This is a genomic window from Hymenobacter edaphi, from assembly GCF_003258365.1.
Taxonomy (GTDB): Bacteria; Bacteroidota; Bacteroidia; order Cytophagales; family Hymenobacteraceae; genus Solirubrum; species Solirubrum edaphi.
In genome coordinates this window covers 342,317-364,723 of sequence record NZ_QHKM01000001.1, presented here as the reverse complement: position 1 = coordinate 364,723, position 22,407 = coordinate 342,317, and the positions used below count along the sequence as shown (strand labels likewise).

The window sequence follows — 22,407 nt, the reverse complement described above, 5'->3', positions numbered from 1 at the left end:
AAGATGGGCCGCCCCAACCGGCGGGTGAAGGCGGTCGGGGTGCTTTGGCCCGGCAATAATAGTGGACTACATACGCACGCGGCGCCGAAAGGCCGCTTCGGGCCCGCCCAACTCCCCTACTTTTGCGCCTACTGCTCCGTTTCGCCGCTTGACTACCTCCGCCGCCCCCACTCCCGCCGCCCGCCGCCGCCCCTGGCCCGAGCCGCTGCCCCAGCTGCAATTCGTGCTGCGCTGGCTGCTGCTCGGCGGCTTGGTCAGCGCGCTGGCGGGCACGGCCTCGGCGGGCTTCCTGGTGGCGCTGGACGCGGCAACCCGCACCCGCGAGGCGCAGCCCTGGCTGATCGGGCTGCTGCCCGTGGTCGGGCTGCTGGTGGGGCTGCTCTACCACTATGTCGGCCAGAGCGTAGCGCGGGGCAATAACCAGCTCATCGAGGAAATTCACCAGCCCCGCGACGTGGTGCCGCTGCGCATGGCCCCGCTGGTGCTGCTGGGCACCCTGCTCACGCACCTGGTGGGCGGCTCGGCGGGCCGCGAGGGCACGGCCGTGCAGCTGGGCGGCGCCCTGGCCGACCAGCTGAGCCGCTGGCTGCCGCGCGGCCTGCGCCTGCACCGCCCGCGCGAGCGGCGCCTGCTGCTCATTGCCGGCATCAGCGCGGGCTTCGCCTCGGTGTTCGGCACCCCGCTGGCCGGGGCCGTGTTCGGGCTGGAGGTTTTTCGGGTGGGGCGGCTGCGCTACGAGGCGCTGCTGCCCAGCCTGTTGGCCGCCTTCGGCGCCGACTGGGTGACGCGGGCCTGGGGCGTGGGCCACACCCATTACCTGGTGCCCGAAGTGCCGGCGCTGTCGCTGGCCGGAGTGGCGGCCACGCTGCTGCTGGGGTTACTGAGCGGCCTCACGGCCCGGGGCTTCGTGGCGGCGCTGCACGCCTGGCAGGCCTGGTTTGGCCGGTTGATAGCCTGGCCGCCGCTGCGGCCGGCAGCGGGCGGGGCCGGGCTGCTGGCGCTGGTCGGGCTGCTCTACCTCGTCATCGGCCCCGAGGTGATGCGCTACCTGGGCCTGGGCGTGCCCACCATCGTGGCCGCGTTCGAAGCACCGCTGCCCGGGTACAGCTTCGGGCTGAAGCTGCTGCTGACCTCGCTTACGCTGGGCGCGGGCTTTAAGGGCGGCGAGGTAACGCCGCTGTTTTTTATGGGGGCGGCGCTGGGCTCAGCGCTGGCCGCGGTGCTGCCGCTGCCGGTGGCCCTGCTGGCGGGCGTGGGCTTCGTGGCCGTGTTCAGCGGCGCGGCCAACACCCCGCTGGCCTGCACGCTGATGGGGCTGGAGCTATTTGGGCTGCCCGCCGCGCCCTACCTGGCCCTGGGCTGCGTGGTGGCTTACCTGACCTCGGGCCACCACGGCATCTACGGGGCGCAGGTGGTGGGCACACCCAAGCACCCGCGCCTGGGCCGCGACGCCGGGCGCCGCCTGAGCCAGCTGCGCGGCCGGCGGTAGCGGGCCGGCCGCGTCGTAGCGCGAACCGCGGGGCCTTTGCCTAACGAAACGGGCGCGGGCGCGTATGAGCAAGGTTTGGCAGCGGCGCGCCTCTGCGGCCGTGCAACCAAAGCCGGCGGCGGCCGTCAGCTTTGCCGGCGCCGTTGCCTTTACTGCCCCTTTTACTACGCACCGATGGAAAACGAGAAGCCCCAGCCGGCCCCGGACTGCCCGGGCCACAACGAAGCCCGCCGCACCTTCCTGAAGCAGTCGTCGCTGCTGACGGCCCTGGCCCTGGCCCCGGGCGCTGTGGTGCGGGCCGCCGCGGCTGAGCTGGACGAAAAAGTGGCCGCCGCCTTCGAGCAGGTGCCCCTGAAGCTGGACGTCAACGGCGTGAAACACAAGCTCTCGGTGGAGCCGCGCACCACCCTGCTCGACCTGCTGCGCGAGCAGCTGCACCTGACCGGTACCAAAAAGGGCTGCGACTATGGGCAGTGCGGGGCCTGCACCGTGCACGTCGACGGCAAGCGCGTGAACAGCTGCCTGACGCTGGCCGTGATGCAGGACGGCCGCAAAATCACCACCATCGAAGGCCTGGCCAACGGCGACAAGCTGCACCCCATGCAGGAGGCCTTTATCAAGCACGACGGCTTTCAGTGCGGCTACTGCACGCCGGGCCAGATCATGTCGGCCGTGGCCTGCATCCGCGAGGGTCACGCCAACTCGGAGGGCGAAATCAAGGAGTACATGAGCGGCAATATCTGCCGCTGCGGCGCCTACCCCAACATCGTGGCGGCCATCCAGGAAGTGAGAAGCGGCGGGCAGAAAGTGTAGCCCGAACGTTTAGTTCGCGCATCGTTGCTGCCTTCCGGACGACCGATGGGCTGCGATACGCGAACTGAAAGTTCGCGCTATACTCTCCTCAAATTACCACCAGTAGCGGATTATGAACCCATTTCAGTACGTGCGGGCCACCAAGGCCAGGGCCGCCATCGATGCCCGCGCCGCCGACGCCAACGCCCAGTTTATTGCCGGCGGCACCAACCTGCTCGATTTGATGAAGCGCGGGGTGATGACGCCGCAGCGGCTCATCGACATCAACCGCCTGCCCTTCGACCGGATTGAGCGGCAGGGCACCGGGCTGCGCATCGGGGCGCTGGCCCTGAACAGCACCACGGCCGAGGACCGGCAGGTGCTGGAGCGGGCCCCGCTGCTGGCTCAGGCCCTGAACGCCGGTGCCTCAGCCCAGCTGCGCAACATGGCCACGGTGGGCGGCAACATGCTGCAGCGCACCCGCTGCCCCTATTTCTACGACACGGCCCTGCCCTGCAACAAGCGGGAGCCGGGCTCGGGCTGCGGCGCCCTGGAGGGCATCAACCGCATGCACGCCCTCTTCGGCTTCAGCGACAAGTGCATTGCCGTGCACCCTTCCGACATGAGCGTGGCCCTGGCCGCCCTCGACGCGACGGTGCTGGTGAGCGGGCCCAAGGGCGAGCGGCGCCTGGCCTTCGGCGACCTGCACCGCCTGCCCGGCGACACGCCCGAGCGCGACACCAACCTGGAGCCCGGCGAGCTGATAACCGCCGTGGAAGTGCCCGATTCGGCCTTTACCCGGCACGTGCACTACCTGAAAGTGCGCGAGCGGGCCAGCTACGCCTTCGCGCTGGTGTCGGTGGCCGCCGCCCTCAGCCTCGACGGTACGACCATCAAGGACGCCCGCCTGGCCCTGGGCGGGGTGGCCCACAAGCCCTGGCGCCTGCTCGACGCGGAGAAAAGTTTGATCGGCAAGCCGGCCACGGAAGCCGCGTTTCAGGAAGCGGCCCGCGTGGCCATGCAGGGCGCCAAGGCCTTCAAGCACAACCAGTACAAGCTCAAACTAGCGCCCAACGCCATCGTGCAGGCGCTGAAAAACGCCGCAAGCGCAGCCTAAGCCCCGATGAAAGACCAACTTCTGCAAGACGGCAAGGCCGTGGGGGACCGGATGAGCCGGGTGGACGGCCGCCTGAAAGTAACCGGCGGGGCCAAGTACTCGGCCGAGTACGAACTGCCGGGCCTGGTGCACGGCGCCCTGGTGGGCAGCACCGTGGCCAAGGGCCGCATCACCAGCATCGATACCAAGGCGGCCGAGCGGGCCCCGGGCGTGCTGGCCGTTATCACCCACCTGAACTCGCCCAAGGTGCCCGGCTTCGCGGCCAAGAGCAACCCCGACGAGCCGCCGGCCATCGGACAGCCCCTGCGCGTGTTCTACGACGAGCGAATCTACTTCAACGACCAGCCCATTGCCATCGTGGTGGCCGATACGCTGGAGCGGGCCCGCCACGCGGCCGGGCTGGTGAAGGCGCAGTACGCGGCCGAGGCGCACCAGACCAACTTCGAGGCCAACAAGAGCAAGGGCTTCCTGCCCACGCAGGCCCGGCGCAACCCCAAATCGGCGCAAAACGACTACACCCGCGGGCAGGCCGACGGCTACCAGTCGGCCCCGGTGAAGCTGGAGGCCGAGTACTGGCACGAGTCGGAGATGCACCACCCGATGGAGCTGCAGAGCATCATTGCGCACTGGGAGGCCGCGGACCGGCTCACGGTGTACGACAAGGTGCAGGCGGTGAAAGGCACGCAGCGGGCGTTTGCCAAGGACTGGGGCCTGCCCGAGCAGAACGTGAAAGTCATTGCCACCTTCGTGGGCGGGGCCTTCGGCAACGGGCTGCACAACTGGCCCCACGAAACGGCCGCCATCATTGCCGCCAAGGTCACGGGCAAGCCCGTCAAGCTCATGCTGACCCGGGAGCAGATGTTTACGATGGTGGGGTACCGGCCCAAAACCTGGCAGCGCATAGCCATGGGCGCCACCAAGGACGGCAAGCTGGTGGGCATCTCGCACGATTCGGTGGGCCAGACCTCGACCTACGAGGAGTTTACCGAGTCGACGGTGCAGCAGACGCGCATGATGTACGCGGCGCCGAACGTGACCACGCGCTACCGCATCCTGGGGCTCGACGTGAGCACGCCCATCTGGATGCGCGGCCCGGGCGAGGCCACCGGCGCCTTCGCCCTGGAGTCGGCCATCGACGAAATGGCCCACCTGATTGGCATGGACCCGCTGGAGTTCCGCCTGCGCAACCACACCGACACCGACCCGGAGAAAAACCGGCCCTGGTCGACCAAGTACCTGAAAGAGTGCTTTCAGGCCGGGGCCGAGCGCATCGGCTGGAACAAGCGGCAGATGAAGCCCGGCTCCCTGCGCGAGGGCGACTGGCTGATCGGTTACGGCATGGGCGTGGGCACGTTCGGGGCCAACCGCGGCGCGGCCAAGGCCCGCGCCGCCCTGCTGGCCGACGGCACGGTGCTGCTGCAAAGCGCCACCACCGACATCGGCCCCGGCACGGGCACGGCCATGGTGCAGATTGCCTCGGACGCGCTGGGGCTGCCCACCGACAAGATTCGCTTCGAGCTGGGCAACTCGCTGTTTCCGCAGGCGCCCTCGCAGGGCGGCTCCTCCACGGTGAACACCGTGGGCTCGGCCGTGAACGATGCCTGCCTGGCCCTGAAAAAGAAGCTGCAGGAGCTGGGCGGCGCCTCGTTTGCCAACGTGCAGCCCGAGCAGCTCACGCTGGCCGACGGGCAGCTCGGGCTGAAGGCCAACGGCGGCCCGCGCCTGAGCTTCGCCGACCTGCGCAAGGCCAACAACGGGCAGGACGTGGAGGTGACCGTCGAGTCGAAGCCCAGCGGGGATGCGCGGCAGAACTATTCCATGTACTCGTTTTCGGTGCACTTCGCCGAGGTGCGCGTGCACACGATGACCGGCGAGGTGCGCGTGACCAAAATGGTATCGTGCGCCGACGCGGGCACCATCGTCAACCAGAAAACGGCCGGCAGCCAGATGAGCGGCGGCGCCATCGGGGGCATCGGCATGGCCCTGACGGAGGGCGCCGTCATCGACGACCGGTACGGGCGCTACGTAACCCGGGACCTGGCCAGCTACCACGTGCCGGTGCACGCCGACGCGCCGCCGGTGGAGGTATTCTTCGTCAACAAGCCCGACCTGCTGGTGGACCCGCTGGGTACCAAGGGCATCGGCGAAATTGCCATCATCGGCGTGGCCCCGGCCATTACCAACGCCATCTTCAACGCCACCGGCAAGCGCCTGCGCGAACTGCCCGTCACGCCCGACAAGGTGCTGCTGGCGTAGTAGCGCGGCAAAAGACTGTAACTATATTGGACGTCATGCTGAGCTTGTCGCAGCATCTCGCGGGCTGATGCTGGCTAACATTCTTCTCGTCCAACGAGGAGTTTACTACCGGACCAAACTCGCGAGATGCCTCGGCTACGCCCGGCATGACGTTCTTTGTTCTGCAAGGCCACTTCTGCCCTGCAGCCCCATTCGGCGCACCTCCTTGATGACCAATCTCGACTGGCTCGGCATTGCCCAGCAGCTGCAAGCTATTGCCCAAACGGGGCTCACGTACAGCCAGAACGTGTACGACACGGAGCGCTACGAGCAGCTGCGCGCTGTCAGCGTGGACATTCTGCACCGCCTGACCGACGAGCCGGTGGACAAGCTCACCCGGCTTTTCGCCACCGAAACCGGCTACCAGACGCCCAAAGTCGACGTGCGGGCCGTCGTGTTCCGGGGCACCGAGGAGGTGCTGATGGTGCAGGAGAAAGTGGACGGCAACCGCTGGACCCTGCCCGGCGGCTGGGCCGACATCGGCCTGACGCCCAAGGAAGTGGCCGTGAAGGAAGCCCGCGAGGAAACCGGACTGGCGGTGGAAGCCGTGCGCCTGCTGGCCCTCTTCGATAAAAAGCTGCACGGCCACCCCGTCGAGCCGTGGTACGTGTACAAGTGCTTTATCCTGTGCCGCGTGGTGGGCGGCGCCATCCAGAGCCACACCCTGGAAACCGGCGAGGTGCGCTGGGTGCACGAAAGCGAAATTCCCGCGCTGCCGCTGTCGGAAGCGCGGGCCACGGCGGCGCAGCTGGCGGCCATGTTCCGCTTTGCCCGGCAGCCCGAGCTGCCCACGCTCTGCGACTGAGCCGGCGCCCTGCAGCGCCCGGAGCTGCGCCCACGAAAGCCGCATTCATCACATGATGATGTGATGCCTCGGCGTGGCCTAAACCCAATCATGTCATTGCTGAGTGCAAGGCGGGCAACGTCCTTTGCGCAGGCTTTGCCGGGTCCGCTGTGCGCGGCCGGCGGGCGGCCATCGTGAACATCTAACCGCACGCTTTGCATGAACCGAATCTTACCACTGCTTGGGTTGCTGAGCACCTGGGGCGCGCAGGCTGCCCTGGCGCAGTGCCCCGCGCCCACCGTCACCTCCAACGGCGCCGCCTCCGTCTGCAACGGGCAGGTGAGCCTCATCACCACGCTCGGGGCTAATCCGGTGCGCTACGCTGCCTCGATGCTGCGCTTCAGCTCGGAGTACAACAACAGCAGCTGGGCCGCCGCCCAGGCCCTGGGCGCCCCCAACGTGTACCCGCAATACGGCGACCTGAGCGGCACCTGGGCCAGCGGCCCGGCCGACGGCACCCGCGAGTACCTGGTGCTGCGCTTCGACAACCCGGTGCCGGCCAAGCGCATCCTGATCTGGGAAACCTACAACCCCGGCGCCATCGATACGGTGTTTGTGCGCAACCCCTCGACCAACGCCTGGGTGCCGGTGTACACCGCCACGGCCGCCGCGGCCGGCGCCAACTCGCGCATTCTGAACATCAACTTCCCGCTGACTGCCTTTGCCGTGCGCGACGTGCGCCTGGCCATCAACTCGGCGGCCGTGCCCGGCTGGAACGAAATCGACGCCGTGGCCCTCTCGGACGAGGCGGCGACGTACCAGTGGCAGCTCAACGGCGTGGACCTGGCCGCCAGCGTCACTGGCGCCAACGGGCCGGGCCTCTCCAACATCACGACCACCGGGGCCTACTCGGTGCGCCTGACCAACGACGCGGGCTGCACGGCCACCTCGGCGCCCTTCAATATCATGGCCGACACGGCCCCGTCGGTGACGATTTCGCCCGCGGGCAGCACTACCATCTGCTCGGGCGGCTCCACCACGCTCACCGCCACCGGCACCAACGGCACCGCCTCGGTAGCCGGCCGCGGCCTGCGCTTCGATGGCACCGACGATGTGGCCAGCGTGCCGGCCAGCAACTCGCTGGACCTGACCTCGGCCCTGACGATGGAGGCCTGGATCAACCCGGTGGGCACGGGGGCCGCCACGCAGGATGTGGTGTGCAAATCGAGCAACAGCGCCAACACCGGCTACATATTCCCCCGCACCGATACGCGCTGGGACGACCTGGCCATCTGGCTGAACGTTGGCGGCAGCTGGCGGGTATTTTCCACCCCGTACACGGCCTACAAGGGCAGCTGGCACCACGTGGCGGCCAGCTACGACGGCAGCCGGGTGAAGATTTTCATCGACGGGGCCAAGGTGCTGGACCAGGCCCTGACCGGCACCGTAACGACCAACAGCAACGTCCTGGCCCTGGGCAACCAGCCTGGCTTCAGCGAGTACTACAACGGCCAGCTCGACGAGGTGCGCGTGTGGAACCTGGCCCGCACCGAGGCCCAGGTGCAGGCCGACTACAACAAGACCGTGCTCGGCACCCAGCCCGGCTTGGTGGCCTACTACCGCCTCGACGAGGGCAACGGCTCGGCCTTCGTGGACCAGACGGCCAACGCCAACAACGGCACTCTGGGCAGCGGCGCCACCACGCCGAGCTGGATCAACAACTCGGCCACCATCCGCCAGGGCATTGCCTACACCTGGACACCGGTCACCAATATCAGCAGCACCACTGGCGCCGCGGTACTGGTGAACCCGACGGCCACGACCACCTACCGCGTGCGGGCCACCAACGTGAACAGCGGCTGCTTTGCCGAAGCTACCGTGGTGGTGAACGTGGGCGGGCAGTTCAGCTGGAGCGGGGCGGTGAGCACCGACTGGAACAACGCGGCCAACTGGGCCTGCGGCGTGGTACCCACGGCCGCCGACAACATCACCATTCCGGCCGGCATGCCGCGCTACCCCGTCATCAGCGCCAACGCCGCGGTGGGCGGTATCACCATCCTGAGCGGCGGCACCGTCACGCTCACGGGCGGCAGCTTCTCGGTGATGGGCCAGTTTACCAACAGCGGCTTCTTCAACCAGACCGGCGGCACCGTGCGCCTGCTCGGCGCCACGCCCAACGACCTCGGCGGCCTCGGCACCGACTTCGGCAACCTGAGCGTGGGCTCGGCCGGCGCCCGGCTGGTGGCCCCGCTGCGGGTGCAGGGCCTGCTGACGCTCAACGGCAACCTGAACGTCAACGGACAGGCGCTGACGTTGCTCTCGAACAGCTCCGGCACGGCTTCCGTCTACAACAACGGCGGCGTGGTGCAGGGCCCGGCCACGGTGCAGCGCTGGATCAGCCCCGCGCTCAACGCCGGCCCCGGCTACCGCCACTTCTCGGCGCCGGTCAGCGGCTCGACGGTGGCCGACCTGACGACCGGCAGCTTCAGCCCGGTGGTGAACCCGGCCTACAACGCGGCCACCAACCCCAGCACGGTGACGCCCTTCCCCACCGTGTTCGGCTACAACGAGCAGCGCCTGACGCCCGGCCCGGGCAATACCTTCGACACCGGCTGGGAGTCGCCGGGCAGCCTGGGCGACGCGCTTACGCCCGGCCGCGGCTACACCGTGCAGCTCACCCCGCAGACGGTGGACTTCGTGGGCACGCTGGGCAACGGCGCGGTGAACATTCCGCTGACCCGCGGCGCGGCGGCCCCCGGCTGGAACCTGGTGGGCAACCCCTACCCCTCGCCCCTGGACTGGACGCTGGTGACCATCCCGGCCGGCATGAACGCGGCGGCCTACGTGTACCGCAGCACCGGCCCCTACGCCGGCGGCTACGTGAGCTACGTCAACGGCGTGGGTGCCCCCGGCGCCCAGCTGATTCCGATGGGCCAGGCCTTCTTCGTGCGGGCCGCTACCGGCACGCCCACCCTGGCGCTGAACAACACCGTGCGCGTCACCACGCTAGAAAACCCGGCCCTGAACCGCACCCAGGAAACCCGCCCGCTGCTGGCGCTGGCGCTGACGGCCCCGAACGCCGCCGGCGCGGCGGCCCGCGAAGACGTGCTTTTCGTGTACCAGCAGGCCGGCGCCACGCTGAACTTCGACGGCCGCTACGACGCGCTGAAGGTGCAGCTCAACGGCGGCCAGCAGCCCTCGCTCTACCAGCAGGCCGGTACTGATGCGCTGAGCATTCAGGGCCTGCCCGACGGCACCCAGCCCGTCGACCTGCCGCTGGGCCTCTACGCGCCCGCCGCCGGCACCTACACCTTTTCGGCCCGGCAGCTGCTGAACTTCCCCGCCGCGGCCGGCCTCTACCTGGAGGACCGTCTCAGCGGCACCTGGCACGACCTGCGCCAGGGCGACTACGCCGCCCAGCTCGCCGGTGGGGCCAGCACCACGCGCTTCGTGCTGCACCTGAACGCCCAGCGCGTGACCTCGACGCAAAACGCCCGCCTCGCCGCCCCCGAGCTAAATGTGTTCCCCAACCCGGCCCAGGGCCGCACGGTCACGGTGTCGGCCGCGGGGCTGCCGGGCGGGCAGGCCGAGCTGCGCCTGCTCAACGGCCTGGGCCAGCTGGTGCGCCGCGAAACGGCCCCGCTCAGCGGCCGCCTGCTGGAGCACACGCTGTCGGTGGAGCAGCTGCCCGCGGGCGTGTACACCGTGCAGGTGCGCACGGCGGCCGGCACGCTCACTCGCAAACTCGTGCTGAACTAACCTGCTGGGCCGCCGATGAAACGCAATCTGCTGCTTTTGCTGCTGTGCTGCGCCGCGGGTGCTTCCGCCCAGACGCCGGGCTCGGGCGGCCCCGAGCCCGGTACCCCCGCCGAGCCCACGGCCGTGCCCCTCGACGGCGGGGTCTCGCTGCTGCTGGCCGGCGGCGCGGCCTACGCCCTGAGCGGCCTGCGCAAGCGTCGCTAACCCAAACAAATTGATTGAACTAAGAAAGGCCACTCGTATTCGGGTGGCCTTTCCTGGTTTTCGAGCGTCAGACCCTGGCTGCGCTCGGCCTGAGGTTCGGGTTGATGCATCGCTCCGGTCAGGGCAGCGCCGGGCCTACTTCCACCGGCTCAAATACTTATCAAACGCCTCGCGGTAACTGTCGCTGACGGGGATGGTTTCGCCGCCGATCTGCACGGTGCCGCGGGTGACGGACGTAATGTGGTCCAGCGCCACGATGTAGGAGCGGTGAATGCGCATGAAGCGGCGCGCGGGCAGCTTGTCTTCCACGCCCTTGAGGCTGGAAAGCGAGAGCAGCGGCTTGGTTTCGCTGCGGCGGTACACCTTGATGTAGTCCTTCAGGCCCTCGATGTAGAGGATGTCGCTCAGGGGCACGCGCACCAGCTGGTACTCCACTTTCAGGTAGAGGTACTCGTCCTCGGGGCCGGGCGGGGCGGCGGGCACGGCTACCGGGGCCGGGGCCGGCTCGCTGGCGGGGCGCCGAATCAGCTCGAAGTAGTTTTTGGCCTTGAGGGCGGCGCGTAGAAACTCGTCGTAGTTGAAGGGCTTCACCAGGTAGTCCAGCGCGTCGACTTTGTAGCCTTCGAGGGCGTACTGGTTGAAGGCGGTGGTGAAGATGATGCGGGCCTTGTCCTCGCCGCGGCCGAGCACGCGGGCCAGCTCCAGGCCGTTGAGGTCGGGCATCTGGATGTCGAGGAAAATCAGGTCCGCCTGCATGGCGGGCTGGTGCAGGCCGCGCAGGGCTTCCACGGCGCTGCCGTAGCGCCCCGCCAGCTTCAGAAACGGCGTCTGCTCGATAAAGGCGCACACCATGCCCAGGGCCAGGGGCTCGTCGTCGACGGCAATGCAGCTGAGAATCATACGGCTAAGGTTAGGAGCACCTGGTACTCGTGGTGGGCGGTGCGCGGGTTGACGGTGAGGGTGTAGCGGCCGGGGTAGAGCAGCTCCAGGCGGCGGCGGGTGTTGACGAGGCCGATGCCGCCGGGCTCGTCGAGGCTGCCCGGGCGCTCCGGAAACAGGGTATTGCGCACTTCCATTTCCACGGTCTGCGCATCCGGCTGGCGCACGCCGATGTAGATGCGGCTCGGCGCCGTGGCGCTGACGCCGTGCTTGAAGGCGTTTTCGACGAAGGGCAGCAGCAGCATGGGCGCAATCGGCACTTCCTGCACGTGCTCGGGCGCCTCGAAGGTCACCTGCACCTTGTCGGTCAGGCGCAGGTGCATCAGCTCGATGTAGTCCCGGGCAAACGTCAATTCGTGGCTCAGCAGGGTGGTACCGGCGGGCGTTTCGTAGAGCACGTAGCGCATCATGCGCGAGAGGCGGTGCAGGGCGGCGCGGGCTTGCTCGCCGTCGATGAGCGTGAGGGCGTAGATGTTGTTGAGCGTGTTGAAGAAGAAGTGCGGGTTGATCTGGGCCTTGAGCAGGCTCAGCTCGGTGGCCAGCTTTTCCTGCTCCAGCTCGCGCCGCACCTGGGCCTCGTGCTGGGCCCGCTGCACCACCGTGGTGCCCGTGCTGATGGCCAGCGTGAGCAGGGTGATGAGCAGGATGCCGGGGTTGAGCAGATCGGGCGCGTCCTGGGGGCCGAGCTGCACGTGGGGGCGCGGGCCGCACCAGGCACTCACGTTCAGGGCGTTTTCGCGGGCCTGGGCCAGCAGCTCGGGCACGTTCAGGGCCACCTCCAGACGCTGGTGCAGCCCGAGCACGCACGCCACGGCCGCCGCTAGCAGGGGCAGATACAGCCACCCCCGGCGGCGGTAGAGCAGGCGCGGCACGGCCCAGCGCGCGTTGGCGTAAAACACCACCATCAGCGCCAGCAGCACCGCGCCCTGCTTCAGCCAGAAGGCCGTGGGCAGCGGGCTGGGCTGCCCCGGCGGCGGCGAGGCCAGCAGCAGCCCGATCAGCCCCCAGATGAGGGCGTGCAGCAGCAGCGCGGAGGCGTGACGGACGAATGCGGCATTCAGCGGCATGGGCAGGCGAATCGAGGAGCGGGCACCGGCCCTGCGCCCTCAGACGCAGGAGCGGCCGGCGGGGTTGACCGCGGCGGGCACCCGGGCGGGGCGGCCCCGCCAATCGGCGGCAAGCTACGGGCGGCGCCGCCTTCACCGGAGCGGCACTCCACCAGCGGCCGAAGTTTACCGACCGGCGCGGGCTTTTCCTCGGTCGATGCACCACCTGCATCCAGGAAGTCTGTGTTCGGGTAGTCGTCCGTCGTCCTGCGCGGCGCAGAAGGCCGCTCCCGATACATACTCCTTATTTACCGGCTTATTTTCAGATAGTTGACAATAAAAAAACCGCCTCGAACCGAAGCGGCCTTTTCCCCAACACAATAAAGTTTAAGCCTTCGGTCAGCTACCCTGGGTCCAGCGAAGCTGACCGAACGGTGCCGCAGGTGACGCGGGGCAGAAACCTGCGGTAAAACAACGCAGCCGCCCGCTGCCGCGCTGGCGCATTCGCCCAATCGACCCTGGACCTAGACGAACGGCGGGTTTTTCTAGCTGGCCGGGCGCCGGGCCGCGCCGCCCGCCGGACCCGGCGTCCGGCCGCTGCCGGGCCGGATTGGTCGAGACAATCGGGCGGCTGGTCTGATTCGCGGAAGCGGCTCCGGGCGGGCGGCTATGTTTGAGCCGCTGCTCCTGCCTCGCTTTCCGCCTTATGCCCACGTTTGTTTCCGCGTCCGTCCTTGTTGGGCCCAGTGCGCCGGCCGGGCTGGCCGAGCCGCTGGCCGTGCTGAGCCTGGCCCCTGACCTGGGTCCGGCCGAAGAGCAACTGCTGCGGCTGTGCGCCACGCTGCGCGCCGCCGCCCAGCCCGTGCAGCTGGTGGCGGCCGCCGATTCGCCCCTGGCCCCCCACGCCACCGGCCGGCTGCCGGTGCAGCCCCTGGCGGCCCCCCGGAGCCTGCGCCGCGTACCGCGCGCGGCCTGGCTGCTGGCCCGCTGGCTGCGCCGGCAGCGCATTGGCACGCTGCTGGTGGTCCGCGCCCTCGATCTGCCGGTGGCCAGCGCCGCCAAGTGGCTGCTGGGCGGGCGCCTGCGCCTGCTGTTTCAGCAGCAGGAGCCCCTGGCCGCGGCGGCCCCCGCCGCGTGGTGGGCCCGCCTGAGCCGCCGCCCGCTCGATGCCTGGCTGGCCCCGCTGCCCGGCACGGCCCGTGCCGTGGAAGCTCGTACCGGCCTCGACGCGCGGCAGCTGTGGGTGGTGCCGCCCGGCCTGCCCGCCACCGCCCGCCGCGTGGCCGCCACGCCGCCCGCCCAGGCCCGCCGCCTGCTCGACCTACCCGCCGCGGCCCCGCTGCTGGGCGTGGCCGACGATGGCCACAGCGGCTATTTTGCCCTGGAAGTGCTCTACCGCCTGCGCGGCGAGCTGAACCTGCCGGCCGAGCTGGTCATCGTGGGCCACCCCCACGCCGGGCCCGACGCCGGCCGCTGGCAGCGGCTGCGCCGGCACGCCCGCGCGCTGGGCCTCTCGCAGGCCGTGTACCTGCGGCCGTTTCACGCGCCCGAGGCCGGCGGCCTGCTTTTTCCCGCCCTCGATGCGCTGCTCTCCCCCGCCCCCACCGATGACTACGACCCGCTGCTGCTGGCGGCGCTGGCGGCCGGCTGCCCGGTGGTGGCGGCCGAGGGCCTCAGCGCCGCCGACTTCCCCGGTCTGCGCCACCTGTTTCCGGCCCGCGACGTGGCTTTCGGCGCCATGCAGACGCGGGCGGTGCTGCAGGCCGGCCGCCAGGCCCCGCCCGAGGCCCCGCACGCGCAGCTGAGCAGCTACTTTTCGGCCGCCCAGCAGGGGCGGCTGCTCACCGATATTGTGCAGTACCTCACCGCCTGACCGCCCGCTATCGAGCCCACCGCTACGCTTCCCGATGGCCGCCCGGCGCTGGCGTTTGCGCCCCCCGCCCCAGTGGTGGTGAATGAGTGCAACGCTGCTTGGGTTTTGCGGGTAACGCCCGGCGCGGCGGTCATCGGGGCAATCCGGACGATGTAGCGCGGGCTTTCCGCGTCCGGTCGCGTCGGCCGGGCATCGTCGCCCCGACTTCGAGCGTCCGGACGCGGAAAGCCCGTGCGACGGAGCAGCGGCGGGGCGAAATTGTCGGCACATTTGCGGAGCTGGTCGATTGGCCGGCCGCCCTGGCGGGCGGGGCGTCGTATGTTTAGCGGACCGATGGGGCGGCCCCGGCCGCTACTGCCCCGATTTCCCCCGACCCGCCGCGGCGCCGGCAGCCGCGTTTGCTATGAAACTCAAGAAGAATATTGCCACCAGCGAAACCGGGTTCATCTTCAACCCCGCTACCGGTGACTCGTTCACGGCCAACGCGCTGGCCACCGAAATCCTGCAGCTGCTCAAGCAGGACCAGAGCCCGGCCGCCATCAAAACCCACCTGCTCAACCGCTACGACGTGGAGCCCAACCAGCTGGAAAAAGACTGGGACGACCTCGTGGCCCAGCTGCGCGACCATCAGCTGCTGGACTAGTAGTGCGGGCTTCAGCCCGCGTTTGCGTGGCCGTCATCGTTCAGGCAGACGCGGGCTGAACTGAGAGTCGGCGCAGCCATGCCCGCGCTATATTGCTCTGCTCCCGCCTTGTTATTCCCCGAAACGCCTGTCCCTACTCCCCTTGTCCGACGCCCATCCCCCTGCCGACCACCGCCCGCGCTACGTCATCGGCGTGACCGGGCTGAACGCCATCGACAGCCCCGGGCCGGGCGTGGCCGTCATCCGGGCCCTGCGCGAAAGCCCGGCCTTTGCCGTGCGCATCATCGGGCTGAGCTACGAGGCGCTGGAGCCGGGCATTTACATGCACGACCTCGTCGATAAAACTTACCAACTACCCTACCCTTCGGCTGGCACGCAGGTGCTGCTGGAGCGCCTCGGCGAGATTCACGAGCGGGAGGGGCTGGATGTCATCGTCCCGAATTTCGACGCGGAGCTGCCCAACTTCGTGCGTCTGGCCCCGCGGCTGGCGGCGCTGGGCATCCGCACCTTCCTGCCCACCATGGAGCAGCTGGAAGCCCGCGACAAGCTGAACCTGCGCGCTTTCGGTGAGGCACACGGCCTGCTGGTGCCCCAGCAGCGCCTCGTGCACCGCGCCGACGAACTGGCCCCGGCGGCCGAGCAGCTGGGCTACCCGCTGGTCATCAAGGGCCGGTATTACGACGCCTCGGTGGCCCACACGCTGGAGCAGGCGCGCCAGGCCTTTCACCAGCTCAGCGCCAAGTGGGGCCTGCCCGTTATTGCGCAGGAATTCGTGCAGGGCCACGAAATCAACGTGGCGGCCCTGGGCGACGGCACCGGCCGCACCCTGAGCGTGGTGCCCATGCGCAAGCTCTACATCACCGACAAGGGCAAGGCCTGGGCCGGCATCACGCTGGAAGACGAGACCCTGCTGCAGCTGGCGCGCCGCTTCGTGGCGGGCACCTGCTGGCGCGGCGGCTGCGAGCTGGAACTCATGCGCACCGCCGACGGGCGGCCCTACATCTTGGAAATCAACCCGCGCTTTCCGGCCTGGATTTACCTGACGGCGGCGGCGGGCCAGAACCAGCCCGCCGCGCTGGTGCGCCTGGCCCTGGGCCTGCCCACGGAGCCCTGGACGGAGTACGCCGTGGGCCGCATGTTTATCCGCTACGCCTGGGACCTGATTACCGACAACCACGAGTTTCACCAGATTTCCGCTTTCGGCGAGCTGTGATGCCAGGAGCTAGGAGCTAGGAGCTAGGAGCTAGGAGCTAGGAGCTAGGAGCTAGGAGGCTACTGACTAACGCGGCGCTTGGTTTCTGCCCAGATAACAAAACCACATTCTCACTTCCCTATTCCCATTCCAGCTCCTAACTCCTAGCTTCTGACTCCTCCCTAACCCCATGAAACAACGCTACGAACGGCCGCTCATCAAAAAGCTCAGCGCCGGGCCGCTCAACAAGTTCGGCGCGCGCACCGAGGCCCAGCCGGTGCCCGATATCGACGGGGCGCCGGTGAAGGACTTGCTGCGGGCGTTCGGCTCGCCGCTGTTCGTGCTCAGCGAAAAGCAGCTGCGGCGCAACTACCAGCAGGCGGTGCGGGCGTTTCGCACGCGCTACCCGCGGGTGCAGCTGGCGTGGTCGTACAAAACCAACTACCTCAATGCCGTGTGCCGGGTGTTTCACCAGGAGGGCGCCTGGGCCGAGGTGGTGTCGGGTTTCGAGTACGAAAAGGCCTTGCTGAACGGCGTGCCCGGCCCGCAGATCATCTTCAACGGGCCGGGCAAGTCGCGGGCGGAGCTGCAGCGGGCCTGCGCGCTGGACTCGGTGATTCACCTCGACCACTTCGACGAGCTGTACGAGCTGCTGGACCTGGCCGCCGGGCTGCCGCGCCGGCCGCGGGTGGCGGTGCGCGTCAACCTCGACGCGGGCGTGTACCCGCAGTGGGACCGGTTCGGCTTCAACCTGGAAAACGGGCAGGCCTGGAACGCCATCGGCCGCATCGTGGGCTCGGGGCGGCTGGAGCTGGTGGGGCTGCACTGCCACCTGGGCACTTACCTGCTCACAACCAAGCCCTACGGCGTGGCCGCCCAGAAGCTGGCCGACCTGGCCTGGAGCTGCCGCACCCAGCTGAACACGCCCATTCAGTACCTCGACCTGGGCGGCGGCTTCCCGTCGACCAACACCCTGAAGGGCGCCTACCTGCCCGGCACCGACACCGCGCCCGGCATCGACGAGTTTGCCGAAGTCATTGCCGATACGCTGCAGCGGGCGGGCTTCCGGCCCGACGAGCTGCCCCTGCTCATCCTCGAAGCCGGCCGCCTGCTCGTCGACGACGCGGGCTATTTGCTGGGCACGGTGCTGGCCACCAAGCGCCTGGCCGACGGCCGCCGCGCCACCATCCTCGACTTCGGGGTGAACGTGCTCTTCACCAGCTTCTGGTACGACCACAAGATAAGCCCGGCCGGTGACTTTTCGCAGCACACCGAGGACACGGTGCTCTACGGGCCGCTGTGCATGAACATCGACGTGCTGCGCGACAGCGTGAACCTGCCCCTGCTCAACCGCGGCGACCAGGTGGTGGTGCACAAAGTGGGCGCCTACAACATGACCCAGTGGATGCAGTTCATCACCCTGCGCCCGGCCGTGGTGCTGCTCGACGAGCAGGGCCGCCCCCACCGCATCCGCCAGGCCGAAACGCTGGACTACCTGCAGCAGCTGGAGGAAGTACCGGCGCACCTGGGGCCTCATCCTCCGGCCTCCTCTCCCCAAGCAAGGGGGAGCCAGCCGTCAGCAACGGCGACGCCCGGCTGATGTCGTTCTGACGCCGCGGGGCCGCTCCGCTCGCGCTGCGCGGCCCCGCCCGTTCTACATTTGCTTTTCCACCAATTCATTGTTCGCACTGCCTCGGCTTCCTCACTCTTGTGGGAAGCCGGGGGCGAGGCCCCCAAATGCTCCGAGCCAATACGCCCCTGCGCACCCTCGCTTTGGCCGTGTTGCGCAGCTACAGCCTGATTTTCTTTTCCCAGCACCGGGGTTTCGCAGCCCTGCTGCTGCTGCTCTCGTTTGCCAACCCCGGCGCGGGGGCGGCCGGCCTGGCGGCGGCGGTACTGGCGGTGGGCGCGGGCTGGCTGCTGGGCTTCAACCGGGAAGTGCTGGCCACCGGCGGCCACAGCTTCAACGCCCTGCTGGTGGGGCTGGCGCTGGGCACGTTTTACGAGCCGGGCTGGGCCTACGGGCTGGTGCTGCTGGTGGGCGCGCTGCTGGCCCTGCTGCTGACGGTGGCCCTGGGCGGCTGGCTGGCCCCGCGGGGGCTGCCGCCGCTGTCGTTGCCGTTTCTGCTGGTCATCTGGCTGCTCACGCCCGCGGCCGAGCAGTTTCACGCCCTGGCCCTGAACGAGCGGGGCATCTACTGGCTCAACGAAATGTACGCCGTGGGCGGGGCGCCGCTGCTGCACGTCATCCACTGGCTCAACGGCTGGCACCTGCCGCTGATGCCCGACACCTACCTGCGGGCCCTGAGCTCGGTGTTTTTTCAGGACAGTCCGCTGGTGGGCCTGCTGATGGCCGCCGGGCTGCTCTGGCACTCCCGCATTGCGTTTTCGCTGTCGATAGTGGCGTTTCTGGGGGCCTACGCCTTCGGCATGGCCACCGGGGCCTACGCGCCGGGCGGCATCAACCACTACAACCTGGGCGCCAACTACATCATGGCGGCCGTGGCGGTGGGCGGGGTGTTCGTCATTCCGTCGGCGGCCTCGTACCTGTGGGCGCTGCTGAGCGTGCCCGTCACGGCGGTGCTGGTGGCGGGGCTGACGACCCTGCTGGCGCGGCTGGGGCTGCCGGCCTTTGCGCTGCCGTTTTGCTTGACGTCGCAGCTGTTTCTGTACGTGCTGCTGCTGCGTCAGCGCGCTGATTGGCTGCCGCTTACGCCCATTCAGCGCTACTCACCCGAGCGCAACCTCTACGCCTACACCAACGACCGGGAGCGGCTGCAAAGCCAGCTCTACGTGCACCTGAGCCTGCCCTTTCTGGGCGAGTGGCAGGTGACGCAGGGCTACGCGGGCCAGCCCACGCACCAGGGAGAATGGGCTGATGCGCTGGACTTTATGATCCGCGACGTCGACGGGCGCACCTACCGGGGCCCCGGCGCCAACCTGGCCGACTACTACTGCTACAACAAGCCCGTGCTGGCTCCGGCCGACGGGGTGGTGGTGGAAGTCGTGTCGCACATCGACGATAACCCCATCGGGCAGGTGAATACGCGCCAGAACTGGGGCAACACCGTGGTGCTGGAGCACGGGCCGGGGCTGTTCAGCAAGGTGTCGCACCTGCGGCCGCACAGCACGCCGGTGCAGGTGGGCGAGCGGGTGCGCCGCGGCGACCTGCTGGGCACCTGCGGCAACTCGGGCCGCTCGGCCGAGCCGCATGTGCATTTCCAGGTGCAGGCTACGCCCTACATCGGCTCGCGTACCCTCGCCTACCCGCTGGCCTACTACCTCAGCGGCCGCGGCCCCGAGGCGCAGGTGCGCAGCTTCCGGGTGCCGGCCGAGGGCGAAACGGTGCAGAACCTGCCGCCGAGCCCGCTGCTCAGCCAGGCCTTCGACCTGCCGCCCGGCTTCCGCCTCGACGTGCGCAACCCCGACGACGAAGCAGCCCCGGCCCAGCGCTGGGAAGTGTTTACCGATGCCTACAACCACACCTACCTCTACTGCCACCACTCCGGGGCCGTGGCTTACTTCGAGCGCAGCACGGCGACTTTCAGCTTCACGGCCTACTACGGCCCCGAAACCACCGCGCTTTACTTCTTCTACCGCGCCGCCTACCGGGTGCTGCTCAGCTACCAGCCCCAGGCCGAGCTGCTCGACGCCTTTCCGCTGACGCTGGTGCGCAACCCCGCGCTGCGGTGGGCCCAGGACGTGGTGGCGCCCTTTGTGCGCTTTGTGCGCCCCTGCTTCGCCCTGCGCTGCCACGGAGCCGACGACGCCTACCACCCGCGCCGCCTGCAACTCAGCAGCCGCGCCGAGCTGCGCTACTTCGGCCGCGTGCGCCCGCTGCAGCAGGCCGAAATCGAGCTGACCGGCGGCGCCCTGGCCGGCTTCCGCGTGCAACTGCCCGCTTCGTCTTCGCCTCTTCGCTTCGTATGCCGCCCCGTCGCCTGATTCTGCCCCTGCTGCTCTGGCTCGGCCTGCTGCCGGGGCTGCGCCTGCGGCCGGCCGGGGCCCAGACCGCGCCGCCCGCCCGCCCCGACAGCCTGGTGGTGGAGCCGCCGCCGGCCGACACCCTGCGCCCCGCCGCCGACAGCCTGGTGGTGGAGCCCGTGGCGCCGGCCGCGGCCGATTCGGCCCGGCGGCCCCAGCGCACCGGCCCGCGGGACTTGTCGGACTACGCCTTTGCCGACAGTGTGACGGCCGCGCTGCTGGCGCAAGGTCGCTGGGCGGCGCTGGATTCGGCCGGCCGCCGCGCCCTCGCCCTGGGCCTCGATTACCCGGTGCTGCGCCGGCGGCTGGGCTACGCCGCCGCCCTGCGCGGCCGGCCCGCGGCGGCCATCGGGCACTACGAACGCGCCCGGCGGGCCAATGCCGCCGACCCGCTTGCGCGCCTGGGGCTGGCCTACGGCTGGCTGGCCCTGAACCAGCGCGAAACCGCCGCCCGGCTGGCCCGGCCCCTGCCCGACTCGCTGCGGCGGGCGCTGCGCCTGCGCCCCCGCGCCGTGGCCCGCGCCGAAGCCGAGCTGGGCGCGCAGTGGCCCAGCAGCCCCGACCGCAGCACGGCCAGCTTCGGGCGCCTGGGCGTGGGCAGCCAGTTTGGCGGCGGCTGGACGCTCTGGCAGGCTGCCTCGCACTACGCCCAGCAGGTGCGCGTGGCCGTGGCCGACCCCGACTCGCGCCCCAGCCCCTACCCCGAGCCGCTGCGCCCCCGCTGGGTGCCGGTGCGGCAGTTCGACTACCAGGCCCTGCTAACGGTGCCGCTGCCGCTGCACCTGCAGGGGCGCCTGGGCTACCACTTCACCAGCAGCCGCTTCCACGAGACGCGCTACCCCGGCCACCTCGCGTACGCGGCGCTGCGCTACGGGCGCCCGTACTGGCAGCTGCAGGCCGGCCTCTACGCCGGCCGCCTCACCGACACCAGCCGCACCCAGGCCGAGGTGCAGCTGACGGTCTTGCCGCTGGGCAACCTGCGTCTCTACGGCTTCACGCGGGCGGCCTTCGTGCGCTCGGCCGGGCGCACCTACCCGCACGCGCTGCTGGGCGCCGGCGCCCGGCTGGCTTCGCGCCTGTGGGCCGAAGGCTACGCGGGCTGGGGGCGCGTGCCGGTGCTGGCCGACCAGGACGGGGCCTACGTGTACAACCTGCTCGACCCGCTGCGCCGCCGCCTGGGCCTGGGGCTGCTGGTGCCGCTGCCCGGCGGCCACTGGCAGACGCGCCTTTACTACGGCGCCGAAGCGCGCACCCAGATTCAGACTCTTACGTTTTACACCCAACACACGCTGACCCTCGCCGCCACATGGACCTGGTAAAACCCTTCACCGCTGCGCTGCTCCTGGCCCTCACCGTGCCCCTGGGCGCCCGCGCCCAGGACCTGCAGGCTGCCTTTGCCAGCAGCTACGCCGCCGAGGCCAAGGGCGAGTACGCCGAGGCCATTGCGGCCCTGAAAAAGGGCTACGCCGGCACCTACGAGCAGAATCTGCGCCTGGGCTGGCTGTATTTCCTGGCCAAAAACTACCCGGTGTCGGAGGCGTATTACCAGAAAGCCGTGGAGCAGCGCCCCTACGCCATCGAGCCGAAGCTGGGCCTGGTAAAGCCGCTCAACGCCCTGAGCAAGGTGGAGCGCATGCAGGAGCTGTACCAGGCCATTCTGAAAATCGACCCGCAGAACACCCAGGCCAACTACTGGCTGGGCGTTATCCTGCTCAACCGCAAAAGCTACGAGGCCGCGGCCCGCTACTTCGAGAAGGTGGTCAACCTCTACCCCTTCGACTACGACGCCAACCTCTCGCTGGCCTGGGCCTACCTGAACCTGGGCAAGAAAACCGAGGCCCGCGTGCTCTACGGCAAAGCCCTGCTCATCCGTCCCGGCGACGCCACCGCCACCGCCGGCCTGAAACGGACCCAGTAGGGAATCAGGGGCATTCCGATGCGCTGAGCAGGCTGCCAAAGCCCGATCAGCCCGCTCGTAAACCTTACCCCAGCGCTTTTTCTGCCTTGCCTTGTGTGCGACATCCGGGAGGCGGGGCGCGGGGCGCGGCGGCCCGCCGGTACCGGCTGATACCGGCGGCCTTTTTTTTGTACCGCCGCCGCCTTTCAGCGGCAACTATCTGGTGATTTTTTCCGAGCTTATATAGCACCGAATCAGGGCCATTCGTCGGCGTCCGGGGGCGGGTCGTCTATTGCGTTTAGCGCCCCGCGCGCATTGCTCTTGCTTTGGAGCCGTAGCCCCGCCCTGCCGGCGGGAACAGCCTCTGCTACCTGCCCGCGCCGACAGGGCTGG

16 protein-coding genes are annotated in these 22,407 nt (G+C 69.2%); 14 read left to right on the top strand and 2 right to left on the bottom strand.

Translation table 11 applies throughout. The features are described 5' to 3' along the window. Positions 1–148: 148 nt before the first annotated feature. The 7 genes from DLM85_RS01355 (at position 149) to DLM85_RS01325 (ending at position 10,440) form a co-directional block, all read left to right on the top strand. The gene (locus tag DLM85_RS01355; RefSeq protein ID WP_207890939.1) at positions 149–1,489 is read left to right on the top strand and encodes a chloride channel protein; all 1,341 of its coding nucleotides are present in this window, start codon (positions 149–151) and stop codon (positions 1,487–1,489) included. A gap of 174 nt (positions 1,490–1,663) precedes the next feature. Beyond that, a complete protein-coding gene (locus DLM85_RS01350) occupies positions 1,664–2,302 on the top strand; it encodes a (2Fe-2S)-binding protein (protein WP_111476273.1) in 639 nt (212 codons plus the stop codon). Between the two features lie 112 nt (positions 2,303–2,414). Beyond that, entirely contained in the window at positions 2,415–3,398 is a 984-nt protein-coding gene (locus DLM85_RS01345; RefSeq protein WP_111476272.1) for an FAD binding domain-containing protein, read from the top strand. A gap of 6 nt (positions 3,399–3,404) precedes the next feature. Further along, positions 3,405–5,654, top strand: a complete 2,250-nt coding sequence (locus DLM85_RS01340; RefSeq protein WP_111476271.1) for a xanthine dehydrogenase family protein molybdopterin-binding subunit — start codon at positions 3,405–3,407, stop codon at positions 5,652–5,654. Positions 5,655–5,862: 208 nt separating this feature from the next. Beyond that, positions 5,863–6,498 carry an NUDIX hydrolase gene (locus DLM85_RS01335; RefSeq protein ID WP_111476270.1) on the top strand — a complete coding sequence of 212 codons (636 nt, stop codon included), beginning with the start codon at positions 5,863–5,865 and terminating at the stop codon, positions 6,496–6,498. A gap of 198 nt (positions 6,499–6,696) precedes the next feature. Next, positions 6,697–10,236, top strand: coding sequence for a LamG-like jellyroll fold domain-containing protein (locus DLM85_RS01330; RefSeq protein ID WP_111476269.1), 3,540 nt, complete (start codon positions 6,697–6,699; stop codon positions 10,234–10,236). 15 nt (positions 10,237–10,251) lie between these two features. After that, a complete protein-coding gene (locus tag DLM85_RS01325) occupies positions 10,252–10,440 on the top strand; it encodes a PID-CTERM protein-sorting domain-containing protein (protein ID WP_111476268.1) in 189 nt (62 codons plus the stop codon). A 135-nt stretch (positions 10,441–10,575) separates the two neighbouring features. Here DLM85_RS01325 and DLM85_RS01320 read toward each other — a convergent pair whose 3' ends face one another. Both DLM85_RS01320 and DLM85_RS01315 read right to left on the bottom strand, forming a co-directional pair. Beyond that, positions 10,576–11,340, bottom strand: a complete 765-nt coding sequence (locus DLM85_RS01320; RefSeq protein WP_111476267.1) for a LytR/AlgR family response regulator transcription factor — start codon at positions 11,338–11,340, stop codon at positions 10,576–10,578. Continuing rightward, entirely contained in the window at positions 11,337–12,446 is a 1,110-nt protein-coding gene (locus tag DLM85_RS01315; protein WP_111476266.1) for a sensor histidine kinase, read from the bottom strand. Before DLM85_RS01315 ends, DLM85_RS01320 begins: the two co-directional genes overlap by 4 nt. Before the next feature lie 685 nt (positions 12,447–13,131). Here DLM85_RS01315 and DLM85_RS01310 point away from each other — a divergent pair. The 7 genes from DLM85_RS01310 (at position 13,132) to DLM85_RS01280 (ending at position 22,035) form a co-directional block, all read left to right on the top strand. Continuing rightward, a complete protein-coding gene (locus tag DLM85_RS01310; protein WP_111476265.1) occupies positions 13,132–14,298 on the top strand; it encodes a glycosyltransferase in 1,167 nt (388 codons plus the stop codon). Positions 14,299–14,701: 403 nt separating this feature from the next. Continuing rightward, positions 14,702–14,941, top strand: coding sequence for an HPr-rel-A system PqqD family peptide chaperone (locus tag DLM85_RS01305; RefSeq protein WP_111476264.1), 240 nt, complete (start codon positions 14,702–14,704; stop codon positions 14,939–14,941). A gap of 142 nt (positions 14,942–15,083) precedes the next feature. Beyond that, positions 15,084–16,154, top strand: coding sequence for an ATP-grasp domain-containing protein (locus tag DLM85_RS01300; protein ID WP_243635839.1), 1,071 nt, complete (start codon positions 15,084–15,086; stop codon positions 16,152–16,154). A gap of 169 nt (positions 16,155–16,323) precedes the next feature. Next, entirely contained in the window at positions 16,324–17,733 is a 1,410-nt protein-coding gene (locus tag DLM85_RS01295) for a type III PLP-dependent enzyme domain-containing protein (RefSeq protein WP_111476263.1), read from the top strand. 137 nt (positions 17,734–17,870) lie between these two features. After that, the gene (locus DLM85_RS01290) at positions 17,871–20,078 is read left to right on the top strand and encodes an urea transporter (protein WP_111476262.1); all 2,208 of its coding nucleotides are present in this window, start codon (positions 17,871–17,873) and stop codon (positions 20,076–20,078) included. After that, entirely contained in the window at positions 20,060–21,436 is a 1,377-nt protein-coding gene (locus DLM85_RS01285; RefSeq protein WP_111476261.1) for a hypothetical protein, read from the top strand. Before DLM85_RS01290 ends, DLM85_RS01285 begins: the two co-directional genes overlap by 19 nt. Next, entirely contained in the window at positions 21,424–22,035 is a 612-nt protein-coding gene (locus DLM85_RS01280) for a tetratricopeptide repeat protein (RefSeq protein WP_111476260.1), read from the top strand. The genes DLM85_RS01285 and DLM85_RS01280 overlap by 13 nt, the downstream gene beginning before the upstream one ends. Positions 22,036–22,407 lie beyond the last annotated feature (372 nt).